Source organism: Candidatus Aenigmatarchaeota archaeon, assembly GCA_016932615.1.
GTDB lineage: Archaea > Aenigmatarchaeota > Aenigmatarchaeia > QMZS01 > QMZS01 > JAFGCN01.
Map to the genome: position 1 here is coordinate 34,644 of JAFGCN010000014.1, position 14,855 is coordinate 49,498.

Below are 14,855 nucleotides of genomic sequence, written 5' to 3' on the forward strand. Positions count from 1 at the left end.
ATAATACTAATTAACTCATTCATACGCCTCCCACAAAACCTAAATCCTCTCCTTCCTGAGCCAGGCGTACCACACCTGGAAAAGCACCATCCAGACGATGACGTACCCGAAAAAGGCGTGAACCGCCGTCCAGGCGCCGGAGTAAGCCATCATGCCGTTAAGAATCAGCAGGTGCTCCCCGATTGCGCCAAACACACTGAAAATCATGATTTCAATTGAAATGTACTCGTGGTCCGGCCTGTCCGGCAGGTGAAGCGCCCAGGCAGAGCCGCCAATCAGCGCCAGCGCCATTATCTCGATTGGAACTGCCAGGACTGTAAAAACGCTGTTGGGGCTTGACCAAAGCCCCGCGTAAAATCCCAGGTTCTGCAGGATAAAATCAAGAGCCATCAGGAAAAACCCCAGCGTAAGAGCCGGCTTGAGTATTCTGCGCTTTTCCGGCTGCATCAGCTCATAGATAAGCCAGAGCGTAGCAATAACCAGAAGTGTCGTATAGGTTACGTAACCCGCATCGGGAGTGAGAATCCTGAAAAAATACGCAATTGCCGCAAACAAAGCAACCTTGCAGTATATCGCCCGCACTTCGGCGCTCTTCATAACTACATTCCCCTGAGAACTATATATTTAGTCCCCCCATCGGAAGTGCTGTAGGTATTTACAAGGCAGCGCCCCCGGCAAAACCCTTCAGAAGCAACATTTCCGGGGCAAAAATGCCTCTCTTTTCCTGTCACGCTCAGGGGGCCCGACTCAAGCAAAAAATCCCCCACGTCAATCTCAACGCTTGCGTCAGACTCCATCAGGGAGAGCCGTTCGATATAAGAGCATATCCTTTCTGCCCGAACCTCTTCAAGCGCCGCCGCTTTTTCGCCCATGGCGCTGGTTGTAAACGTGTAAAGCATCGCCGAAAAGGCAATCCCGACAGAGAAGAGAAGAATGTAGGTGACAGCAGGGTAAATGCCTTTTCCCATAATTAAGGAACCTTTGGATTAACTAGCACTTTTCAAGAATCTCCTTTACCTTCGGCCAGCTTGCCAGGGTCCACCTCTCCACATCATTTGCCGGGTTTGACAGGATCTTTTCTGCCTCCTCAAGCGAGTAAAACCTCCCTTCAGCCATATCCTCCAGGGGGCTGACTTCTCCGTCAGTATCAGCAAGCGCCACAACCCCAAAATGAACCGCCTCGACCAGGTCATTGAAATTGATAAAGCCGATAATCCTGGGATTTGGGTAGGCCTCCATTTTGACCTCCTCTTTCAGCTCCCTCATCATAGCGCTAAGCAGGGGATTTTCGGAAAGTTCCTCGGTGCTCTTATCTATGTGCCCCCCGACGCCGCCGGAATACTTGTCAAAAAGCCGCCCTTCGCCGCCCGTCCTGGAGCGCACATACAGGAAAACCTCCTTTCTGCCCAAGCTTACAACCCACACATAAGGAATCGGCTGCTGCCAGGAATCGTCAGTTTCAAGCTCTTTTGTGCGCGTCCTGTACTCAAATTTTCCAAGGATTTCGGGGCAGAAATCGTGGCTTTCTATCGGCAAAAAACCCTCAAAAGCCATGCCACCAAGCAGCTTATCCCTGCTCACGACGAGGATTTCATCACCCATTGCCATAAGCTAAGTCGACTTAAAGAAATAAGGGCGCGCCAACCGCCAAGGCAAAGCTAGAACTGTTAAGCTTATATAAGGCATAGTAGAGATATATTATTATTGAATTATGATGGCAGTTCCCAGAGTAACGGAAGGTATATTGTTTATGTCCGGATGGGGCTTAGCTCCTGAAGATTTGCGGGGACAAGCAGTCAGCTATGGAGAATTAGTCAGATTATATCCAGAAAATGAACCCTTTTCTGGGCTCCAGACTCTTGAAGATGAGAAGGATTACCGGTACTATGGCATAACCGAAAAAAGAGGCAAACGCACGATTAGACACCCTTTAGCATACGAATGCAAAAAGTGTGATGAGATTCGCTGGGGACCTCCCTATGTTAAGGACTTTAACAATATGCGTGCTCTTTCGGGGGGAAGAGGATATGTGATATATTGCAGGGAAGAATTGCCAAGAATAGGCCGCTTAGAACTGCCCGGAAGGCACCTGCTGCAGGAAATCGTAATAGAACGCTCCTAATCCACGCACATCAGAGGTTATTAAAACTTTAAGAATTATGTTATGAAAGCGGTAATTTCGATGAAGGGGCTGGCATTCCAGAAGGAAGTCGACAAAGACCTGTTTGTAGGCAAAAAAATAGGAGAGAAGATTTCCGGAAACGCGATTGCCGACCTTGGAAATTACGAGTTTGAGATAACCGGCGGAAGCGACAAAGACGGCTTTGCGATGCGAAAAGGCATGCAGGGAGCTGTCAGGAAAAGGGTTTTGGTCGCAACAGGCCCTGGCTACTGCCCAAAGAAAATGGGAATCCGGAGGAGAAAAAGCATCTGCGGCGAGGTCATTTCCGAGAGAATTGCCCAGGTGAACCTGAAGGTCCTCAAGGAAGGAGACAAGAAATTCGACGATTTTATCCCCAAGAAAGACGCCCCTGCCGAGGGTGAAGGGGAGAAGAAAGAATAAGTGCCAAGCGGATTTTTGAATGGACTTTTTAGGATAACGCTATAAGAATCACTCCAAGAACCATCAGAATAGAGCCAATCAGGCGCTCTCGAAGGCAGTTTTCCTTAAGCATGTGGTGGCCAAGAATAACGGTCATGATGTTGCTAGTCCTCTTTATAGAAACCACATATACTACAAGAGCAATGCTCAAAACAGTCATTTGTATAAAGGTCATAAGCCCATGAACAAGCCCAAGTGGCGCCAGCTTTACGGCATTCTGCCTCATATGAGACACGCTTTTCTTTGACAAGATGATGACAAACGGAGTGAGAACCAGGGCGGTAGATAGGTAAAGTGAGAATGTCCAAAAGGCGGGGGAAGAGTTCAGAACACCTATTTTGTCAAAATTTGGGGTAACGCTTATCAAAAATGCAACAACCAACATCATTCTTGGCCCTTTATCATTCAGAACCGCTTTCAGAGGAGCCAAAAGTCCTTTTGAATTTTGGCTTATATTCATGAAATACGAGCCAACGACTATAAACAGCACCCCTACAAGCCCAAAGTACCCCGGAAACTCTCCAAGGATTATGTGAGAAGTCAACAGGAGAAAAAGTGGCGTAAACGAAGTAAAAGGCATCAGAAGGGAAACGTCATAGGTCTTTAGTGCCCTCATCGTAATAAGATACGCTGCCAGGTCTATGAAAACGCAGAGAAACAACGCGGGCCAGAATGCAAACCCTACTGAAGGTATGCCTGATAAGAAAACAAGAACTGCAAGAAGGGGAAGCGCAAAAAAATGCATAGACCAGGTAACGATATATTCGTCTTCCCTTCCCACAGTAGTCTTGCAAAGAATGTCACGGACTGATTTCAGGAAAGCAACGAAAAGGCTTGCAAGGACAAAAAACATAATCTATCTAAACATCAAATTTAATCCCTGAATTCCCCGGGGTCTTGCCACGGGGTTATTTACTAATTAGCCACTAGATAATCCCCTTGCGTATAAGCTCCGGCAGAATCTGGTTTCTAAGCACCGGTGAAAGAATCTCAGGATTGTCCTCCCTGCCAAACCACCTCTGCTCCTCTATTTCAGAAGACGGCTCCGGCTCGCCCTTAATTTCGGCCAGGTACAGCCAAATAGAGATTATGGTGTCCGGCTCGTTTGCGGCCCAGTCCTCAAAAAGCCCAATGTATTTTATCGAGCCGCCCACAACTTCGCACCTATGCTCCTCCTGAATCTCCCGCTTCATGCACTCTTCAGGCGTTTCTCCAGTTTCGGGCTTTCCGCCAGGCAAAAGAAAGAGCTTGGTCCCAGCTTTGCGATTTATGAGAAACTTTTTGCCACGAAGAATTATAAGGCCATGCTTTACAATCTTATTCTGGTTCACCATAAAAATCCTACTGAAAGCATAAGCTTTTTAAGGGCGTTCTGCTAAGCTCCATAACCCCTACCCCCCATTGCTGTTTTCCTTGGGTTTGGCAAAAACCACTAAAACCGCAAGCAGGAAGACGCCCACCAGAGGCAGAATGCTTTCAAAGCCAACCGCGTTACTAAACACGTTAAGCCAGGCCGTCTCACGATAAATTTCTCGGCCCGTACCGCTTTCTCTCACAACAAACTCGAATTCATAACTTCCAATTCTGTCAGCCCGGTTCAGCATGGCCGTCGTATAAGCCGCACGGTACAGGTCCCAGTCACTCGTGGCAGGCAATTCCAAGCTTGTTACCTTGCACCCACTCCCGCAGTCCTCGGACTCGTTTGCAAAATCAACCCAGTTGATGGCGGCAGGGTATTCCTTACACATCATCATAAGATCAACCGGGATTGAGTAATTCTCCTTGTTTAGCGCGCTTATCTCCCAGATTGTGTAATCTCCCTGCCCAAGGCCTGCGCTGGCCATCGGAGGAGATACCTGGAACATGTCAAAAGTGTTTGAGAAGTTCCTGGATTTAGGGTCGGTCTTGTTCTTCTCTTTATCTTCCGGGTCTCCGCCTCTCCACGGAACCCAGCCCTTCTCGGTGCAGATATAGAGCATCTTTATTCCTTCAGCGGTCCAGCCAGTATGGGCAAATGAGCCAAGAGGCACTTTCTCAACAAAGCCGATTTCATCCGCGCTTGGCGCCCGATCGCACTTCAAAACCATGTACTGCCTCCCTTCTGAAGCGTCACTTGGGTAAGTTGGGGCCACCTCCTTCTTTCCGATATACTGAAGGTCGGGAAGGACATTCAGCCACTCAGGGTCCCAGCCGCCTCTTGGAAGATAAGCCTCAACAGGGCAGGCGTAAAGCATAGCGTAGTCGGTTCTTGTTTGAGGTGCAACCCAGGCATCGTTTATCCCGCAGGAGCGATAAGCCATGACCGGGCGGGACTGGGTTTCTTTCGTGAGCTTTCCGTCAAGAAGAATCCTTGCGGTGTCATTCTCAAGGGTAGGTACTGCCTCCATCGGGCCGTACCCTGAAGAAGCTGCCTCATACACTCCAGAGCCAATCCATTTCTCAAGCGCCATGCAGCGGTCCCAGTTGTACATGCACTCAGCCAGGTGCTCGGAGTTAAGCTCGGACATGTTTCCCCATGTCCAGGACTGTGTGCAGTTGTACTCAAACTCAGTATCGAGCGAAATCTGGGTCAGATACTCTTCAGTCAGAAGTATATCAACAGAAACCGTCAGGCGCGCCTTATTCCTGGGAAGCTTATCGACAGACCTGATCCGAAAATCAGTTGTCGTAAATACGGGCTCGTAATCCCCACACCCCCTTACATCAAAAGCTTCAGAAAAGTACCTGCGAATCATTCCCTCCACATTGCTATCCGAAAAAGCTCCGCTATCGGTGAGAACCTCATATATTTCTTCAGTATTGGATGAATTCATTACATAAGCGCTGAAATTCTCATAATCCATTGAAAAAAGCGTGTTTGTGTTTATGTCGATGGTGGTCTGCCTGTCCGAAAGCTCGACCGGAGTCTTCACGCTGTCCATTATCAGGCCCTCAAGGTCAACGCTTGTGCTTATGCCGCACTTTGCCCGAATCAGACCTTCCAGGTCCTCGTCAAGACCGTAATTGGCATAATAAGCGCTCAGGTCATCCGCGCTACAGACTTTCTTTCGATTGATTTCGTTTATCGAAAGCGCGTTTATCACGCAGTTTCGCTTGACCGACAGGTTCATGGCGCAGTCTTCACCCTGGTCCCCGGAAAGGGAAACGCCACCCACAAAGTCAGAGGAATAATAAATATCTCCAACCCTTCCAGCGCTTTCAGGAATTTCACCGGGAAGGTCTTTCCACTGCGCGGCATTTCCGCTCTTAGTGTCTGTAATTTTTTCCAGGGACTCCACAAACTGCCTTCTCCAAGCCCATCCAACATAGCCGTTAAGCGTTGACTCGAGCTGGTATGCTTCCCTGAAGGCAAGCTGGTCGGGTATAACAAACTGCTCAATAAGACCCCGATTTTCGTGAAGGTAATCCAGTGTCCTGTGCTTCGCATAAAGCCCGTATTCCCTTGCAGGAACCCCTCCATAAGCGTCCTTTAGCTCAACGGTAAGGCGCAAAAGAGGAATCCTGTTCAGGCATGCCTCTACATAAGCGGAAAATGTAAGGTCTGTTGACTCTCCGCTCCGAAGTATCGAGTTGCTGGACTTGCCACCAATGCTAAGCTCGTTAAAACTCAGGCCTGACTCCTGGGGGGTGTAAAGCTCTGCCAGTTTTCTTGCGTTCGGGCAAATCCAGCTGGAAGCATCTAAAGAAGTCCAGTTCTGGACACTCCATTTGAAATTTCCAAGGTATTCCGCTCCGCATGGCTCGCTGGTAACCTGAAATGCCCCCTCTGTATCGCATCCCTGAGTCTCCCATTTAGTGCAGGTCCAGGGGTCATCATGGCACTCGACACATTTCTGGATGCAGGTGTACTTTTTTTCGATAAGTGGTTTTGCACAATAAAGAACACTCGTCTTTCCAAAATCACAGCCCTCAAAGTAGTACCTCTGCTGAATAAATGTCTGTGAAGTGTCGGTCTTTGGAAACATGTTTTCACAGGTCTCTGGTGGGTAATAGTGAGGGTCTGCCAAGATAATTCCCGCTGCAAAAAAACTAACTGACGCCAACAAACTAAATGTGAAGGCAGCCAAAATCCGGAAAGAACCCTCTTGTGCACGACTAAAACTCAGGCCCCTCAAAACACCCCCCCTCATTTTTTTGCCTTGAGATACACAAACAGAACAAATGCAACAATAAGCATTATGACCGCAATCAATTTGTAAATCTGATAGGTCTCGTATTCCACTCGCTCAATAGTCTTCTCTATTGCGGCGCAGTCAAGGCAGTCTCCCATTATTTCCTCTTCGGGAGTGCAAACACCATTGTCAAAACAGGCCTCGGCCTGCCTGGAAAGTATCCGCCCGTCATCGGACATAATTAATTCTGAAGAAAGCTCCTTATAAGACTGGTTTACCGAGTCGAAGACTTCTCCTCCTTTGCCAAGCTCAACAGAGAGCACATACTCCTCAAGACCTTCCGGGGGCTTCACGTAAAAGTCAAAGGCCTGCGTTTTGGCAGTAAGGGTCATCGACTCCTTGACAAGATTCGCCACTTCCTTTTCGGCCGAATAAACGCTCAGCTCGAGGTAAGCTCCCGACACGTTTGACTTGTCGGCAGGGCCCACGACGTGGACTCTCACAAGCCCCTGCTCTCCCGGCTCATATCTGCCCTTGAAGTTTTCGACCTCCATTATCGAGCCGGTTTCCCCGGATATTACCGCGCGCACCTCTTTTTCCCCCAGGAAGTCTTCTCCTGAGTAGATTCCAACAATCACCGAGTACGTCCCGGGGCGTGGGGGCTTAAACGCAATGGAGTACCGCCCACTCTCTCCGGATGCCAGGTTTCCAAGATTCTGGCTTAAATCCAGAACAGAGGAAGAAGTGTCAAGCGGCGAATAGCTGGAGACCATCCTGAGCCGGGCAGTAAGTTCAAGTGAAGACTGTGTGGGGTTTTGCAAGCCAAACTCAGCAAAAAGCGTGCTCTGCCTTGGGATTGTTTCGCCAACTGTTCCATAGAGCCGATGCGTCAGGGTCTGCGTAATCCCGGGCGCAATTTCCTGTGTTTCAGAATACCGCAGGTAAAGCCCACCCTCGCTAAATATGATGCCCTTGCCCTTCACGGAAGCGACATCGATTTCAATTTCCCGGAACATGGAAGCAAGGGGGATTCCCGCAGCGCTGATTGCGCCCACCACAACAGTATAGTCACCTCCAAACAAAGCAGAAGGAATTCTGGCGCTTTTGTTCAGGAAGCGAACTTCACCCGGCGCAAGCTCAAGGGGCTCAGCGGACGAGAACACAACCGCACTGTCCGAATTCCTGAGGATTTTCAACTGCAAGACCAGGTCTGTGGCAGGATATCCCGCCCCGTTGACAATCGTGGTCTCGACAGAAATATAATCTCCGGGCGCGTAGACTTCACTATCGAGCTTGAAGCCCTGAAAAAAGAGTCCATGCGACTCTGCCATAGCCGGCAATGCCAAAGTCCCTGCAATTAAGCTTGCCAAAAATGCCAAATGGCATACCCTGCGACAACGCATAAAATATATACTCCTGAATAAATATGGCAATCTGGCTATATGCAAAACTCTGCAACCGCTTCTTCAAATCCATCGGAAGTCAGCACTGAAACAACCCTCCTGGAGCAGGTCTCGCCCCTGCCTTCAAAGCGCGGAACTGAAGTCAGCGCCTCAAGGTAGATGGGTGAGGAGATTTTCTCTTCAAGCCGGTTATAAAAAGGCCCCGCCGTACAGAAATCATGCACAAAATAGTCCGAAGTTAAATAAGCGTAAAACTCCGCCCTTCCTGAAATGTTTGCGACAAAACCCTCCAGCCGCTCATCATAGCAGACCGGCTTTCCGCTGGAATCAAGCACCAGGTCCGCCCCATAGCCGGGAAGAACCACCAACTCATTTTCAGAGTACCCCTCCACCAGAATGACCCTCTTTTCGAAAAGCGCCTTTGGAACTGCGGCAAGGGCATTTTCGAGTTCTGAATCTGCTTGCATTTGCCTTTCGTTGCTAAGCCGCTCCATGTATTCCTGGTTCAGGTAGGCAAATGAGGAAAAAAAGGCGAGCATGAACAGGGAAATGCCAACTGCAAAGTCCAGGTTGATGTTTCCCCTGGAAGTCCTTCCGATAGCCCCCATTTATTTATATTCTTTTGTAATTATGGGAGTTCTTGGAATAAGGTTCACCGAAATTTCAGCAAAATCAGGAAAGTCTGCAAAAGGAGACATACAGGTCTCAACTTCCCTTCCCGCAATCAAGTCCATGAAAAAGATGGAGGTGGGGACAGGAAAGGACAAAAAAGACATAATCCTGATGGAATTCGATTACTCCACAATTTACCAGCCGCTTGACGCAAGAATTGACCTCAAGGGCGAATTGAGCTACCTTACTGAAGAATCCAAAAAGATAATGGACCGCTGGAACAAGGACAAAAAGATGGATGACAAGGTTTCGGTCCCTATCCTGAACCACCTGATTAAGAAGTGCTCAGTTGAATCCATAAAGCTTGCAGACGACCTTCAGCTTCCGGTTCCTGTCAAGCTTCCTGAAATCAGGTCAAAGGAAGAGAAAGCTAAAGGCAAGAAGTAGGTCCCTAATTCGAACTTTGCGTTTCCTCTAAAAAATTGCAATTACTCGATCATCTGAGGGTTAAATTATCAAGGCAAATAATTCCCTCTTCATCCAAACAATCAAAAAAAGTGTGTGAGATCAACCGCATACCTCTCAACACCTCCACAGTAAACGCTCCTCAGAAGTCCCATCTCCTGCCAGGTCTTTATAGTTTGTCTAAGGTTTCCCTGAACATTCCTCCGCTTTTTGCGCTCAAGCAATTCAGAATAGGAAAGAACGGGAAGTTCATCCCCAAAGTCTCCTCCATCATCCTCCAGGAGACGTGTAATGTCACAAGTGCCATGAGGCGACCTTTTACGAAAATACTCTTTCTGGTACTTCAAATAGTCTTCCCTATGCCTTTCGAGGTAATCCTTCTGGTGCGCTCTTCTCCTTTCGGGATTTCTTTGATTCCACTGTCTTTGATACTCATTTCTGTCTCCCGGGGCAACATAGTTGCATACCGTTGACTCAGAAAGCCGGGGTGAAAGCCCCCCAGCAATCTCAGCAAGAGATTTTCCCTCAAGTATGCCTCCAGCAATTTTCTGGGCAGTGCCATAGTCCGGCATCCCCCCAGAAGCCGAACGGGTAATGACTCTCTCTATACGGTCTGCATCCTGAAAGAACCTTGCCGGATACAATGGTCTTGCCATATTATCACCACAATTAAGTAACACTTAATACCTATTTATTCCACAAAAGCAACCTCAGAGCCGCGCATGGAGTAAAGAAGCGTCTTATCCACGACATTGCTTGGGTCACTTGAGTCCTTTACGACATAAGCAGCAGTTATGAACACGGAGGGGGCATTGTTGTAAGGGTTTCCTTCCCTGCAGACCTGCTGGGTTACCTCAAAGACATAGTCATCCCCGGTAATGACTCTTTCCAGGACACCGTTATCCTCGTAAAAATGCTGGCCCGGAACCATCTCAACCACATTCCCGGAGTCAAGGTTTGGCCAGAATTTCATGTTCTGGCAGTACTCGGGGGGAGTCGTGCAGACTTCAACCTTCTTTATGGTGGGGGAGCCAAGAAGCGTGCTTGACGGGATTTCGATTTCCTTTTCCTCAAACTCCGGGCAGCACAGGCCTGAAGCATTGATTGTCCAGTTCAGGACGAGGTTTTCGTTTCCGGCAGCAGAGCAGCTAATCTCTGGGGTTTCAAGAACTGCGCGCTCTGCAGGGTCATCCATCCGCTTCAGGAGTTGGTTTCTTTCAAAAGTGCTAAGCTCAGTATTACCAATAACTGCAATATCAGTCCCAAGATCCAGCCGCCATTCACCAGGTATCTTCAGTTCCCTGGGAAATATCTCATCATAGCTCACATCCCCCGAAGAATCATAGAGGACTCTGGACACGTTTACCCTTATGTTCGGCAGGCATTCGCTCATTCTTTTGTTTGACGGGTAAATGGCGTCATAAGCATTCTGGCACAAGAAAAGCCCGCTATCGACTGGCACGTCCTCAAGGTACCAGGGTGAGCAAAATCCCCAGGCGTCTTTTGAGCAGGTAGAGCACTTGTGGGCAACGCAGCTAAGGCCAGTGCACTGCCTAGAATTGTCGCATTCCCCAACAGCATTCCACCCGGCGCACGCGGAAGCTGAAGCATAGTAGTCTGACTCGGACAGGTCTGAAAATCCCCGGTCAACAAGCTTGCTGGACTCGACAACGATATAGCGGACATCTATCGCGTCCTCCGGCAGGTTTCGGTACAGGTCTATCATGCTCTTGGCAAACTCACAGGCATCCTTTCTTGGAAGCTTGTCTTTTTCAAGGCATTCGGAAGCAGTATTTACGTCCACCATGAAGCCCCCTGGCCCGGGCAGTTTGCAGGCCCAGTGCGAATAAATATTGTCGCAGGTATATTCTCCGCTGGGCTTTGTGAGGTACTCACAGGAAATCTCGCAGTCCTGAACGTTTTTCTTCAAAAACCACCACGGCCCGCCCTCATTGCACCGAAGCTTGCAAAATTCCATCTCATTTGTTGCTGTCCAGGACTTGCGGGCGCTCTCGACTTTGAGGTAATATTGATAACGCCCAAGAAGGTCTTTAGAGTACCCGGGAAGCCATGTCCTGACAGATGCGGTTTTGGGGCTGCAAAGCTTCTCTGAAAGCTGACCCTCGGTGTAAATGTAGTCGGGAATTCTCGTAACAAGCGGGCATTCTTCCCCATTATTCTTCCTGTATACGGAGAGCACGTTCAGCCCCATCATATTGCCGGTGCCATATGCAGGGTCATCGACTTCGGTTCTTTCAAAACCCCAGTTGAAGCCGCAGGAGGCATAAACTTTTTTGCTTTCCCACCAAACCCTTCTTCCAACCCCAAAAAAGTCAAAGAAGCTCACCAAAAAACGCTTATATGCTTCAACGGTCTTAGAATATACGCTTTCGCTTACCTCAGTTGCCCCCTCGTTTACTATGCACCCTTCAGGATACGAGCCAAGCGGGTAATATGCCTCGGCTTGGCCAAGCACCCCAACTCGATAGATTCCATCCCGAAGGCGGGTTGCAAGGTTCGTTGTAGTGGAAACCTTTAGCTCTGCAGGGCGCACATCAGCACCCTTGACAAATGTAGGAAGCTGGCACTGGGCAAGTATTGCATTATAGCTTGTCATGTCTTTTGCGTATTCCCCCCCGTCGCCTCCTTCTTCGTAGTAATCCCCAGTCCCGAAAAATGACCTCAGGTAGCGGGAAGTCCTTGGAAGCTGACCCCCGCCGGAAGTTTCCTCTTCTCCATTTTCATCCACAACAATAGTGGAAGGGTCTGTTGATGTGTAAGTGGGCCTTGCACAGGTAGTGAAAACCGAGGCGCTCTCCTTTGGAAGATACAGCCGGTACGGATCTTCCCCTTCGGAGGTCATCTCAAGATAGATATCTGAGTCGGGTATGAAAAAGTCGCGTGAAAGTTTCTCAAAAATGATGTCTGAAGTGTCTGACTTGCTGAGCCCGTCACTATTTTCCGAGTTCCAGCTCCTGAGAAAATCCTCATCAAAAATATTCGGCTTGACTGTCGCCTTGTCCCAGAGAGATATCATGAAGGCAATGTCGCAGGCAGTGTATTTTTCGACCGGCTCGCGGGGGATTGTGTTGAACTGGACTATAAACCCAAAATAAAACATCGCAAACAGGACAAAAATTGCCATGAAAATTATCCAGCCAATCATACCGGGGGTTAGTGAAATCTGCCCCCTTAGACTAAATCCCCTTGATTTCGCAATTGTGGCTGGCTTCCCACTTCCTGCCAATTTGCGCACGCCAGGATTCGGCCCGCCCCTCATATTGAAATTCCCGTCTGCCTGTCTATGGCAAGCACTGTGATTGTCCCTGAGCTGGTGTCTACATTTTGCTTTTTGAAGCATATCGAGACGACAACGCCTGGACCCCCACAGGTGGTTACAAATCCCTCTTGCCCGACCTCTACAAGCTCGCCCTTCTCGTTATGCTCGTAAAGCGGCAGGAAGCTTGTCGAAAGATCGGTTGACAGGAATGCCGGCTCCTTGAAATACTCATTTTCCGCGCCCCAGATTTCCACAGTATTCTTGTGTATTGCGAGCTTGCTGCAGCCGCTTATCGGGATGCAGCTTTCCGAAACCACCGGAGCTTCCTGCATAAGGCCCACGATACCCTTTACCTGCGTTATCGTATGTATCTTCAGGTCGCCAAAATTCTCTTCAGCCCTTGCCGTGCCAATTCTCTGCCAGGCGCTCACAAGCAGAAGGACAAGCAAAAGCCCCACCAGAAGGGAAACCTGCTCCGTCATGTCCCCCTTTCGTTTCATTGTCCCGAACACCAATCAGATGAACTGTAAATCCTGTCAAGAAGGTCCAACTCGCAGGCGTTTCTCATAAGGTTATACTGCTCATCCTCATTTAAGGACTTGAAGTCTGCCTTGCTGGACCAGGCAGAAGCAATCTGGGACCGCACGTCAGAGCTTCTCGAGTCCCTGCAAAGGTAGCTTACGCCCTCGTCAAAATCTGACTCTTCGTAGCAGGGCTTGTTGTTCCAGGGTGAAGAAGTTCCCCCGCAGTCATTGTACCACCTTGAGCACATCGGGCCCAGGGGATTTCCATTCGGGGAAAATATTGCAGTCACTTCCTTTAGGAGAGCATTATTCTTGTCCAGGTATTTTTTTGCCCCCACCTTTGTCACTGATTCTCCATAGAATAGGGGCTTGGAATACTTGTCATAAACTCCCCCGTCGCCAAAGCTCTTTCCAGATATTGCGGCCGCAGAAGCCACGAGAATCAGCACAATTGTAAGGGATATCAGAAGGGCTATGACCGTCTCATCGCCTCTCATAATCCAGACTGCCCGACCCTAAGTGCTTCCGCCTTCATAACTACAAGATGCCCTAAGAGCGCTATGCACGGGACCCATAATGAATTCATCCTGGCTTACCTCCAAAGACCAGCAGCGGTAAAGCGCTTCTTCCCTTGTAGGGGGTGTTGTGCGCGTGCTGTCGCCCTCAAGAATGCTCGCCTCGACAGATGCCGGAATCTTCGTCTCAGAGCATTTGTATTGCGTGGCCCAGTTAAGGCAATCAGTCTCCATCTGCGAGCTTTTTTTCAAGGGCTCCCAAAGCGTCGCAACTCCACCCATCGTAAGTGTAATGACCACCACAAGCGCAATCAGAAGAATAATGATATAGGAAACGTGGCTGGTTACCTCCATAATATACGCTTGATTAAAAATAGGGATTAAATAGCAGAAGTACCTACAACCTCACTTTCTCGTGAGTCAGCTTGTAGCCACCCTTGCCATCTTCCTTTATCTGCGGGAACTGGTTCGAGTCGCCTTTGGCAAATATCGCCAAGTGGTTTGCCGCCTCTCGCCTCAAAGGGTCGTATTTCTGGTCTTGTGGAAGCCCTTTCAATCCAGCAATAAGATTTTCCAGTTTCCCTTCAGCGGCTTCCAGACGATTGAAATGGGTATCCCTATCCAATTGCCTCGCCTGCGGAAGTCCCTCACGGACAGTTCTTACGGCACCTGGAAGTGTAAGAGCCGCCCCAACTGCGGCGCCTATTGGAGCGATTTTTTCTGCCAAATTACCCAGCTCCAAATAAGTTTCCATGGGAATGATCTCGCGTGGACTATATGGAGTTAAAGTCAAGGAGTCTTTGATACATTGACCATAACCTATCAGACCTTCTCCCATCAGTGGACCCATAAGAATCAATCCGGAACCAGTAAGTCCAGCTGCCGCACCAAAGCCAACAGTAGCCGCTGCTGTTGCGCCAGTCTCCATCCTCTTCTTTGCTCCAGGACCAGTAATTCCCCCCCTCTCAGAAAGATTCGTTAATTGACCCATAATCTGACCCTTCTCAGGAGACAGTGCATGGATTTTCCCGCCTTCTCCAACCATGCCTGCAGGAAGAGGTTCACCCGGCCGGTAAATGCCAATATTACCTGAACCATACTGAGAACCTAATTTTAATTTGGATCCATTTAGTGAATGCCCATAGTTGGCATCTGTCCTTGAAAGAATTGTGCTTCCAGAATACCCGGAAGGCAGCCGACTGCGGTCTAAAGAAGGCATTGCTTTCTGCCCAGCACCACCATAACCTGAACTAGCCGTACTCAAGCCACTACCATAACTACCTTCTCCTGCTGGCGGCTTTTTAATATTTAACTCGTCCACAATGTAATTAGCTCTAGGATA

General features: G+C 48.9%; 17 protein-coding genes. 3 read left to right on the top strand and 14 right to left on the bottom strand.

Features of this window, described 5'->3' with window-relative positions; genetic code table 11:
• Positions 1 to 39 precede the first annotated feature (39 nt).
• Genes JW727_04230 through JW727_04240 form a run of 3 tightly spaced genes read right to left on the bottom strand, consistent with a single transcriptional unit; the run spans position 40 to position 1,608 of the window.
• Positions 40 to 597: a hypothetical protein gene (locus tag JW727_04230; protein MBN2095231.1), complete on the bottom strand. Its 558-nt coding sequence runs from the start codon at positions 595 to 597 to the stop codon at positions 40 to 42.
• Between the two features lie 2 nt (positions 598 to 599).
• Positions 600 to 968 carry a hypothetical protein gene (locus tag JW727_04235; protein MBN2095232.1) on the bottom strand — a complete coding sequence of 123 codons (369 nt, stop codon included), beginning with the start codon at positions 966 to 968 and terminating at the stop codon, positions 600 to 602.
• A 22-nt stretch (positions 969 to 990) separates the two neighbouring features.
• Complete coding sequence (locus JW727_04240) at positions 991 to 1,608, bottom strand: NUDIX domain-containing protein (GenBank protein ID MBN2095233.1); 618 nt, start codon at positions 1,606 to 1,608, stop codon at positions 991 to 993.
• A 142-nt stretch (positions 1,609 to 1,750) separates the two neighbouring features.
• Between JW727_04240 and JW727_04245 the strand changes: the two genes are divergently transcribed.
• Positions 1,751 to 2,122, top strand: a complete 372-nt coding sequence (locus JW727_04245; protein ID MBN2095234.1) for a hypothetical protein — start codon at positions 1,751 to 1,753, stop codon at positions 2,120 to 2,122.
• Between the two features lie 42 nt (positions 2,123 to 2,164).
• On the top strand, positions 2,165 to 2,563 hold the full coding sequence (locus JW727_04250) for a 30S ribosomal protein S6e (GenBank protein ID MBN2095235.1): 399 nt from the start codon (positions 2,165 to 2,167) through the stop codon (positions 2,561 to 2,563).
• 28 nt (positions 2,564 to 2,591) lie between these two features.
• Here the strand turns inward: JW727_04250 and JW727_04255 are convergent, their stop codons facing one another.
• From JW727_04255 to JW727_04275, 5 genes are all read right to left on the bottom strand, one after another.
• Positions 2,592 to 3,455, bottom strand: a complete 864-nt coding sequence (locus JW727_04255; protein MBN2095236.1) for an EamA family transporter — start codon at positions 3,453 to 3,455, stop codon at positions 2,592 to 2,594.
• Positions 3,456 to 3,528: 73 nt separating this feature from the next.
• Complete coding sequence (locus JW727_04260; protein MBN2095237.1) at positions 3,529 to 3,936, bottom strand: NUDIX domain-containing protein; 408 nt, start codon at positions 3,934 to 3,936, stop codon at positions 3,529 to 3,531.
• 57 nt (positions 3,937 to 3,993) lie between these two features.
• Positions 3,994 to 6,567, bottom strand: a complete 2,574-nt coding sequence (locus tag JW727_04265; protein MBN2095238.1) for a hypothetical protein — start codon at positions 6,565 to 6,567, stop codon at positions 3,994 to 3,996.
• Positions 6,568 to 6,728: 161 nt separating this feature from the next.
• Positions 6,729 to 8,045, bottom strand: a complete 1,317-nt coding sequence (locus JW727_04270) for a hypothetical protein (protein ID MBN2095239.1) — start codon at positions 8,043 to 8,045, stop codon at positions 6,729 to 6,731.
• A 107-nt stretch (positions 8,046 to 8,152) separates the two neighbouring features.
• The gene (locus tag JW727_04275; GenBank protein ID MBN2095240.1) at positions 8,153 to 8,725 is read right to left on the bottom strand and encodes a hypothetical protein; all 573 of its coding nucleotides are present in this window, start codon (positions 8,723 to 8,725) and stop codon (positions 8,153 to 8,155) included.
• 22 nt (positions 8,726 to 8,747) lie between these two features.
• On the opposite strand from JW727_04275, the gene JW727_04280 reads away from it, so the two are divergent.
• Complete coding sequence (locus tag JW727_04280) at positions 8,748 to 9,176, top strand: hypothetical protein (protein ID MBN2095241.1); 429 nt, start codon at positions 8,748 to 8,750, stop codon at positions 9,174 to 9,176.
• 101 nt (positions 9,177 to 9,277) lie between these two features.
• Here JW727_04280 and JW727_04285 read toward each other — a convergent pair whose 3' ends face one another.
• From JW727_04285 to JW727_04310, 6 genes are all read right to left on the bottom strand, one after another.
• The gene (locus JW727_04285; protein ID MBN2095242.1) at positions 9,278 to 9,850 is read right to left on the bottom strand and encodes a hypothetical protein; all 573 of its coding nucleotides are present in this window, start codon (positions 9,848 to 9,850) and stop codon (positions 9,278 to 9,280) included.
• Positions 9,851 to 9,885: 35 nt separating this feature from the next.
• A complete protein-coding gene (locus JW727_04290) occupies positions 9,886 to 12,360 on the bottom strand; it encodes a hypothetical protein (GenBank protein ID MBN2095243.1) in 2,475 nt (824 codons plus the stop codon).
• A 110-nt stretch (positions 12,361 to 12,470) separates the two neighbouring features.
• Positions 12,471 to 12,974, bottom strand: a complete 504-nt coding sequence (locus JW727_04295) for a hypothetical protein (protein ID MBN2095244.1) — start codon at positions 12,972 to 12,974, stop codon at positions 12,471 to 12,473.
• The gene (locus JW727_04300) at positions 12,971 to 13,495 is read right to left on the bottom strand and encodes a hypothetical protein (protein MBN2095245.1); all 525 of its coding nucleotides are present in this window, start codon (positions 13,493 to 13,495) and stop codon (positions 12,971 to 12,973) included. Before JW727_04300 ends, JW727_04295 begins: the two co-directional genes overlap by 4 nt.
• A gap of 18 nt (positions 13,496 to 13,513) precedes the next feature.
• On the bottom strand, positions 13,514 to 13,867 hold the full coding sequence (locus tag JW727_04305) for a hypothetical protein (GenBank protein MBN2095246.1): 354 nt from the start codon (positions 13,865 to 13,867) through the stop codon (positions 13,514 to 13,516).
• A gap of 43 nt (positions 13,868 to 13,910) precedes the next feature.
• The coding region (locus tag JW727_04310) for a hypothetical protein (protein ID MBN2095247.1) at positions 13,911 to 14,855 on the bottom strand (945 nt) is incomplete at its 5' end.

Bases quoted from the DNA above. Each gene is read 5' to 3' on its own strand.
- JW727_04280 (MBN2095241.1), top strand. From the start codon at position 8,748: ATGGGAGTTCTTGGAATAAGGTTCACCGAAATTTCAGCAAAATCAGGA.
- JW727_04295 (MBN2095244.1), bottom strand. From the start codon at position 12,974: ATGAAACGAAAGGGGGACATGACGGAGCAGGTTTCCCTTCTGGTGGGG.
- JW727_04265 (MBN2095238.1), bottom strand. From the start codon at position 6,567: ATGTTTCCAAAGACCGACACTTCACAGACATTTATTCAGCAGAGGTAC.
- JW727_04275 (MBN2095240.1), bottom strand. From the start codon at position 8,725: ATGGGGGCTATCGGAAGGACTTCCAGGGGAAACATCAACCTGGACTTT.
- JW727_04300 (MBN2095245.1), bottom strand. From the start codon at position 13,495: ATGAGAGGCGATGAGACGGTCATAGCCCTTCTGATATCCCTTACAATT.
- JW727_04260 (MBN2095237.1), bottom strand. From the start codon at position 3,936: ATGGTGAACCAGAATAAGATTGTAAAGCATGGCCTTATAATTCTTCGT.
- JW727_04305 (MBN2095246.1), bottom strand. From the start codon at position 13,867: ATGGAGGTAACCAGCCACGTTTCCTATATCATTATTCTTCTGATTGCG.
- JW727_04285 (MBN2095242.1), bottom strand. From the start codon at position 9,850: ATGGCAAGACCATTGTATCCGGCAAGGTTCTTTCAGGATGCAGACCGT.
- JW727_04290 (MBN2095243.1), bottom strand. From the start codon at position 12,360: ATGATTGGCTGGATAATTTTCATGGCAATTTTTGTCCTGTTTGCGATG.
- JW727_04250 (MBN2095235.1), top strand. From the start codon at position 2,165: ATGAAAGCGGTAATTTCGATGAAGGGGCTGGCATTCCAGAAGGAAGTC.
- JW727_04270 (MBN2095239.1), bottom strand. From the start codon at position 8,045: ATGGCAGAGTCGCATGGACTCTTTTTTCAGGGCTTCAAGCTCGATAGT.
- JW727_04235 (MBN2095232.1), bottom strand. From the start codon at position 968: ATGGGAAAAGGCATTTACCCTGCTGTCACCTACATTCTTCTCTTCTCT.
- JW727_04240 (MBN2095233.1), bottom strand. From the start codon at position 1,608: ATGGCAATGGGTGATGAAATCCTCGTCGTGAGCAGGGATAAGCTGCTT.
- JW727_04255 (MBN2095236.1), bottom strand. From the start codon at position 3,455: ATGTTTTTTGTCCTTGCAAGCCTTTTCGTTGCTTTCCTGAAATCAGTC.
- JW727_04245 (MBN2095234.1), top strand. From the start codon at position 1,751: ATGTCCGGATGGGGCTTAGCTCCTGAAGATTTGCGGGGACAAGCAGTC.
- JW727_04230 (MBN2095231.1), bottom strand. From the start codon at position 597: ATGAAGAGCGCCGAAGTGCGGGCGATATACTGCAAGGTTGCTTTGTTT.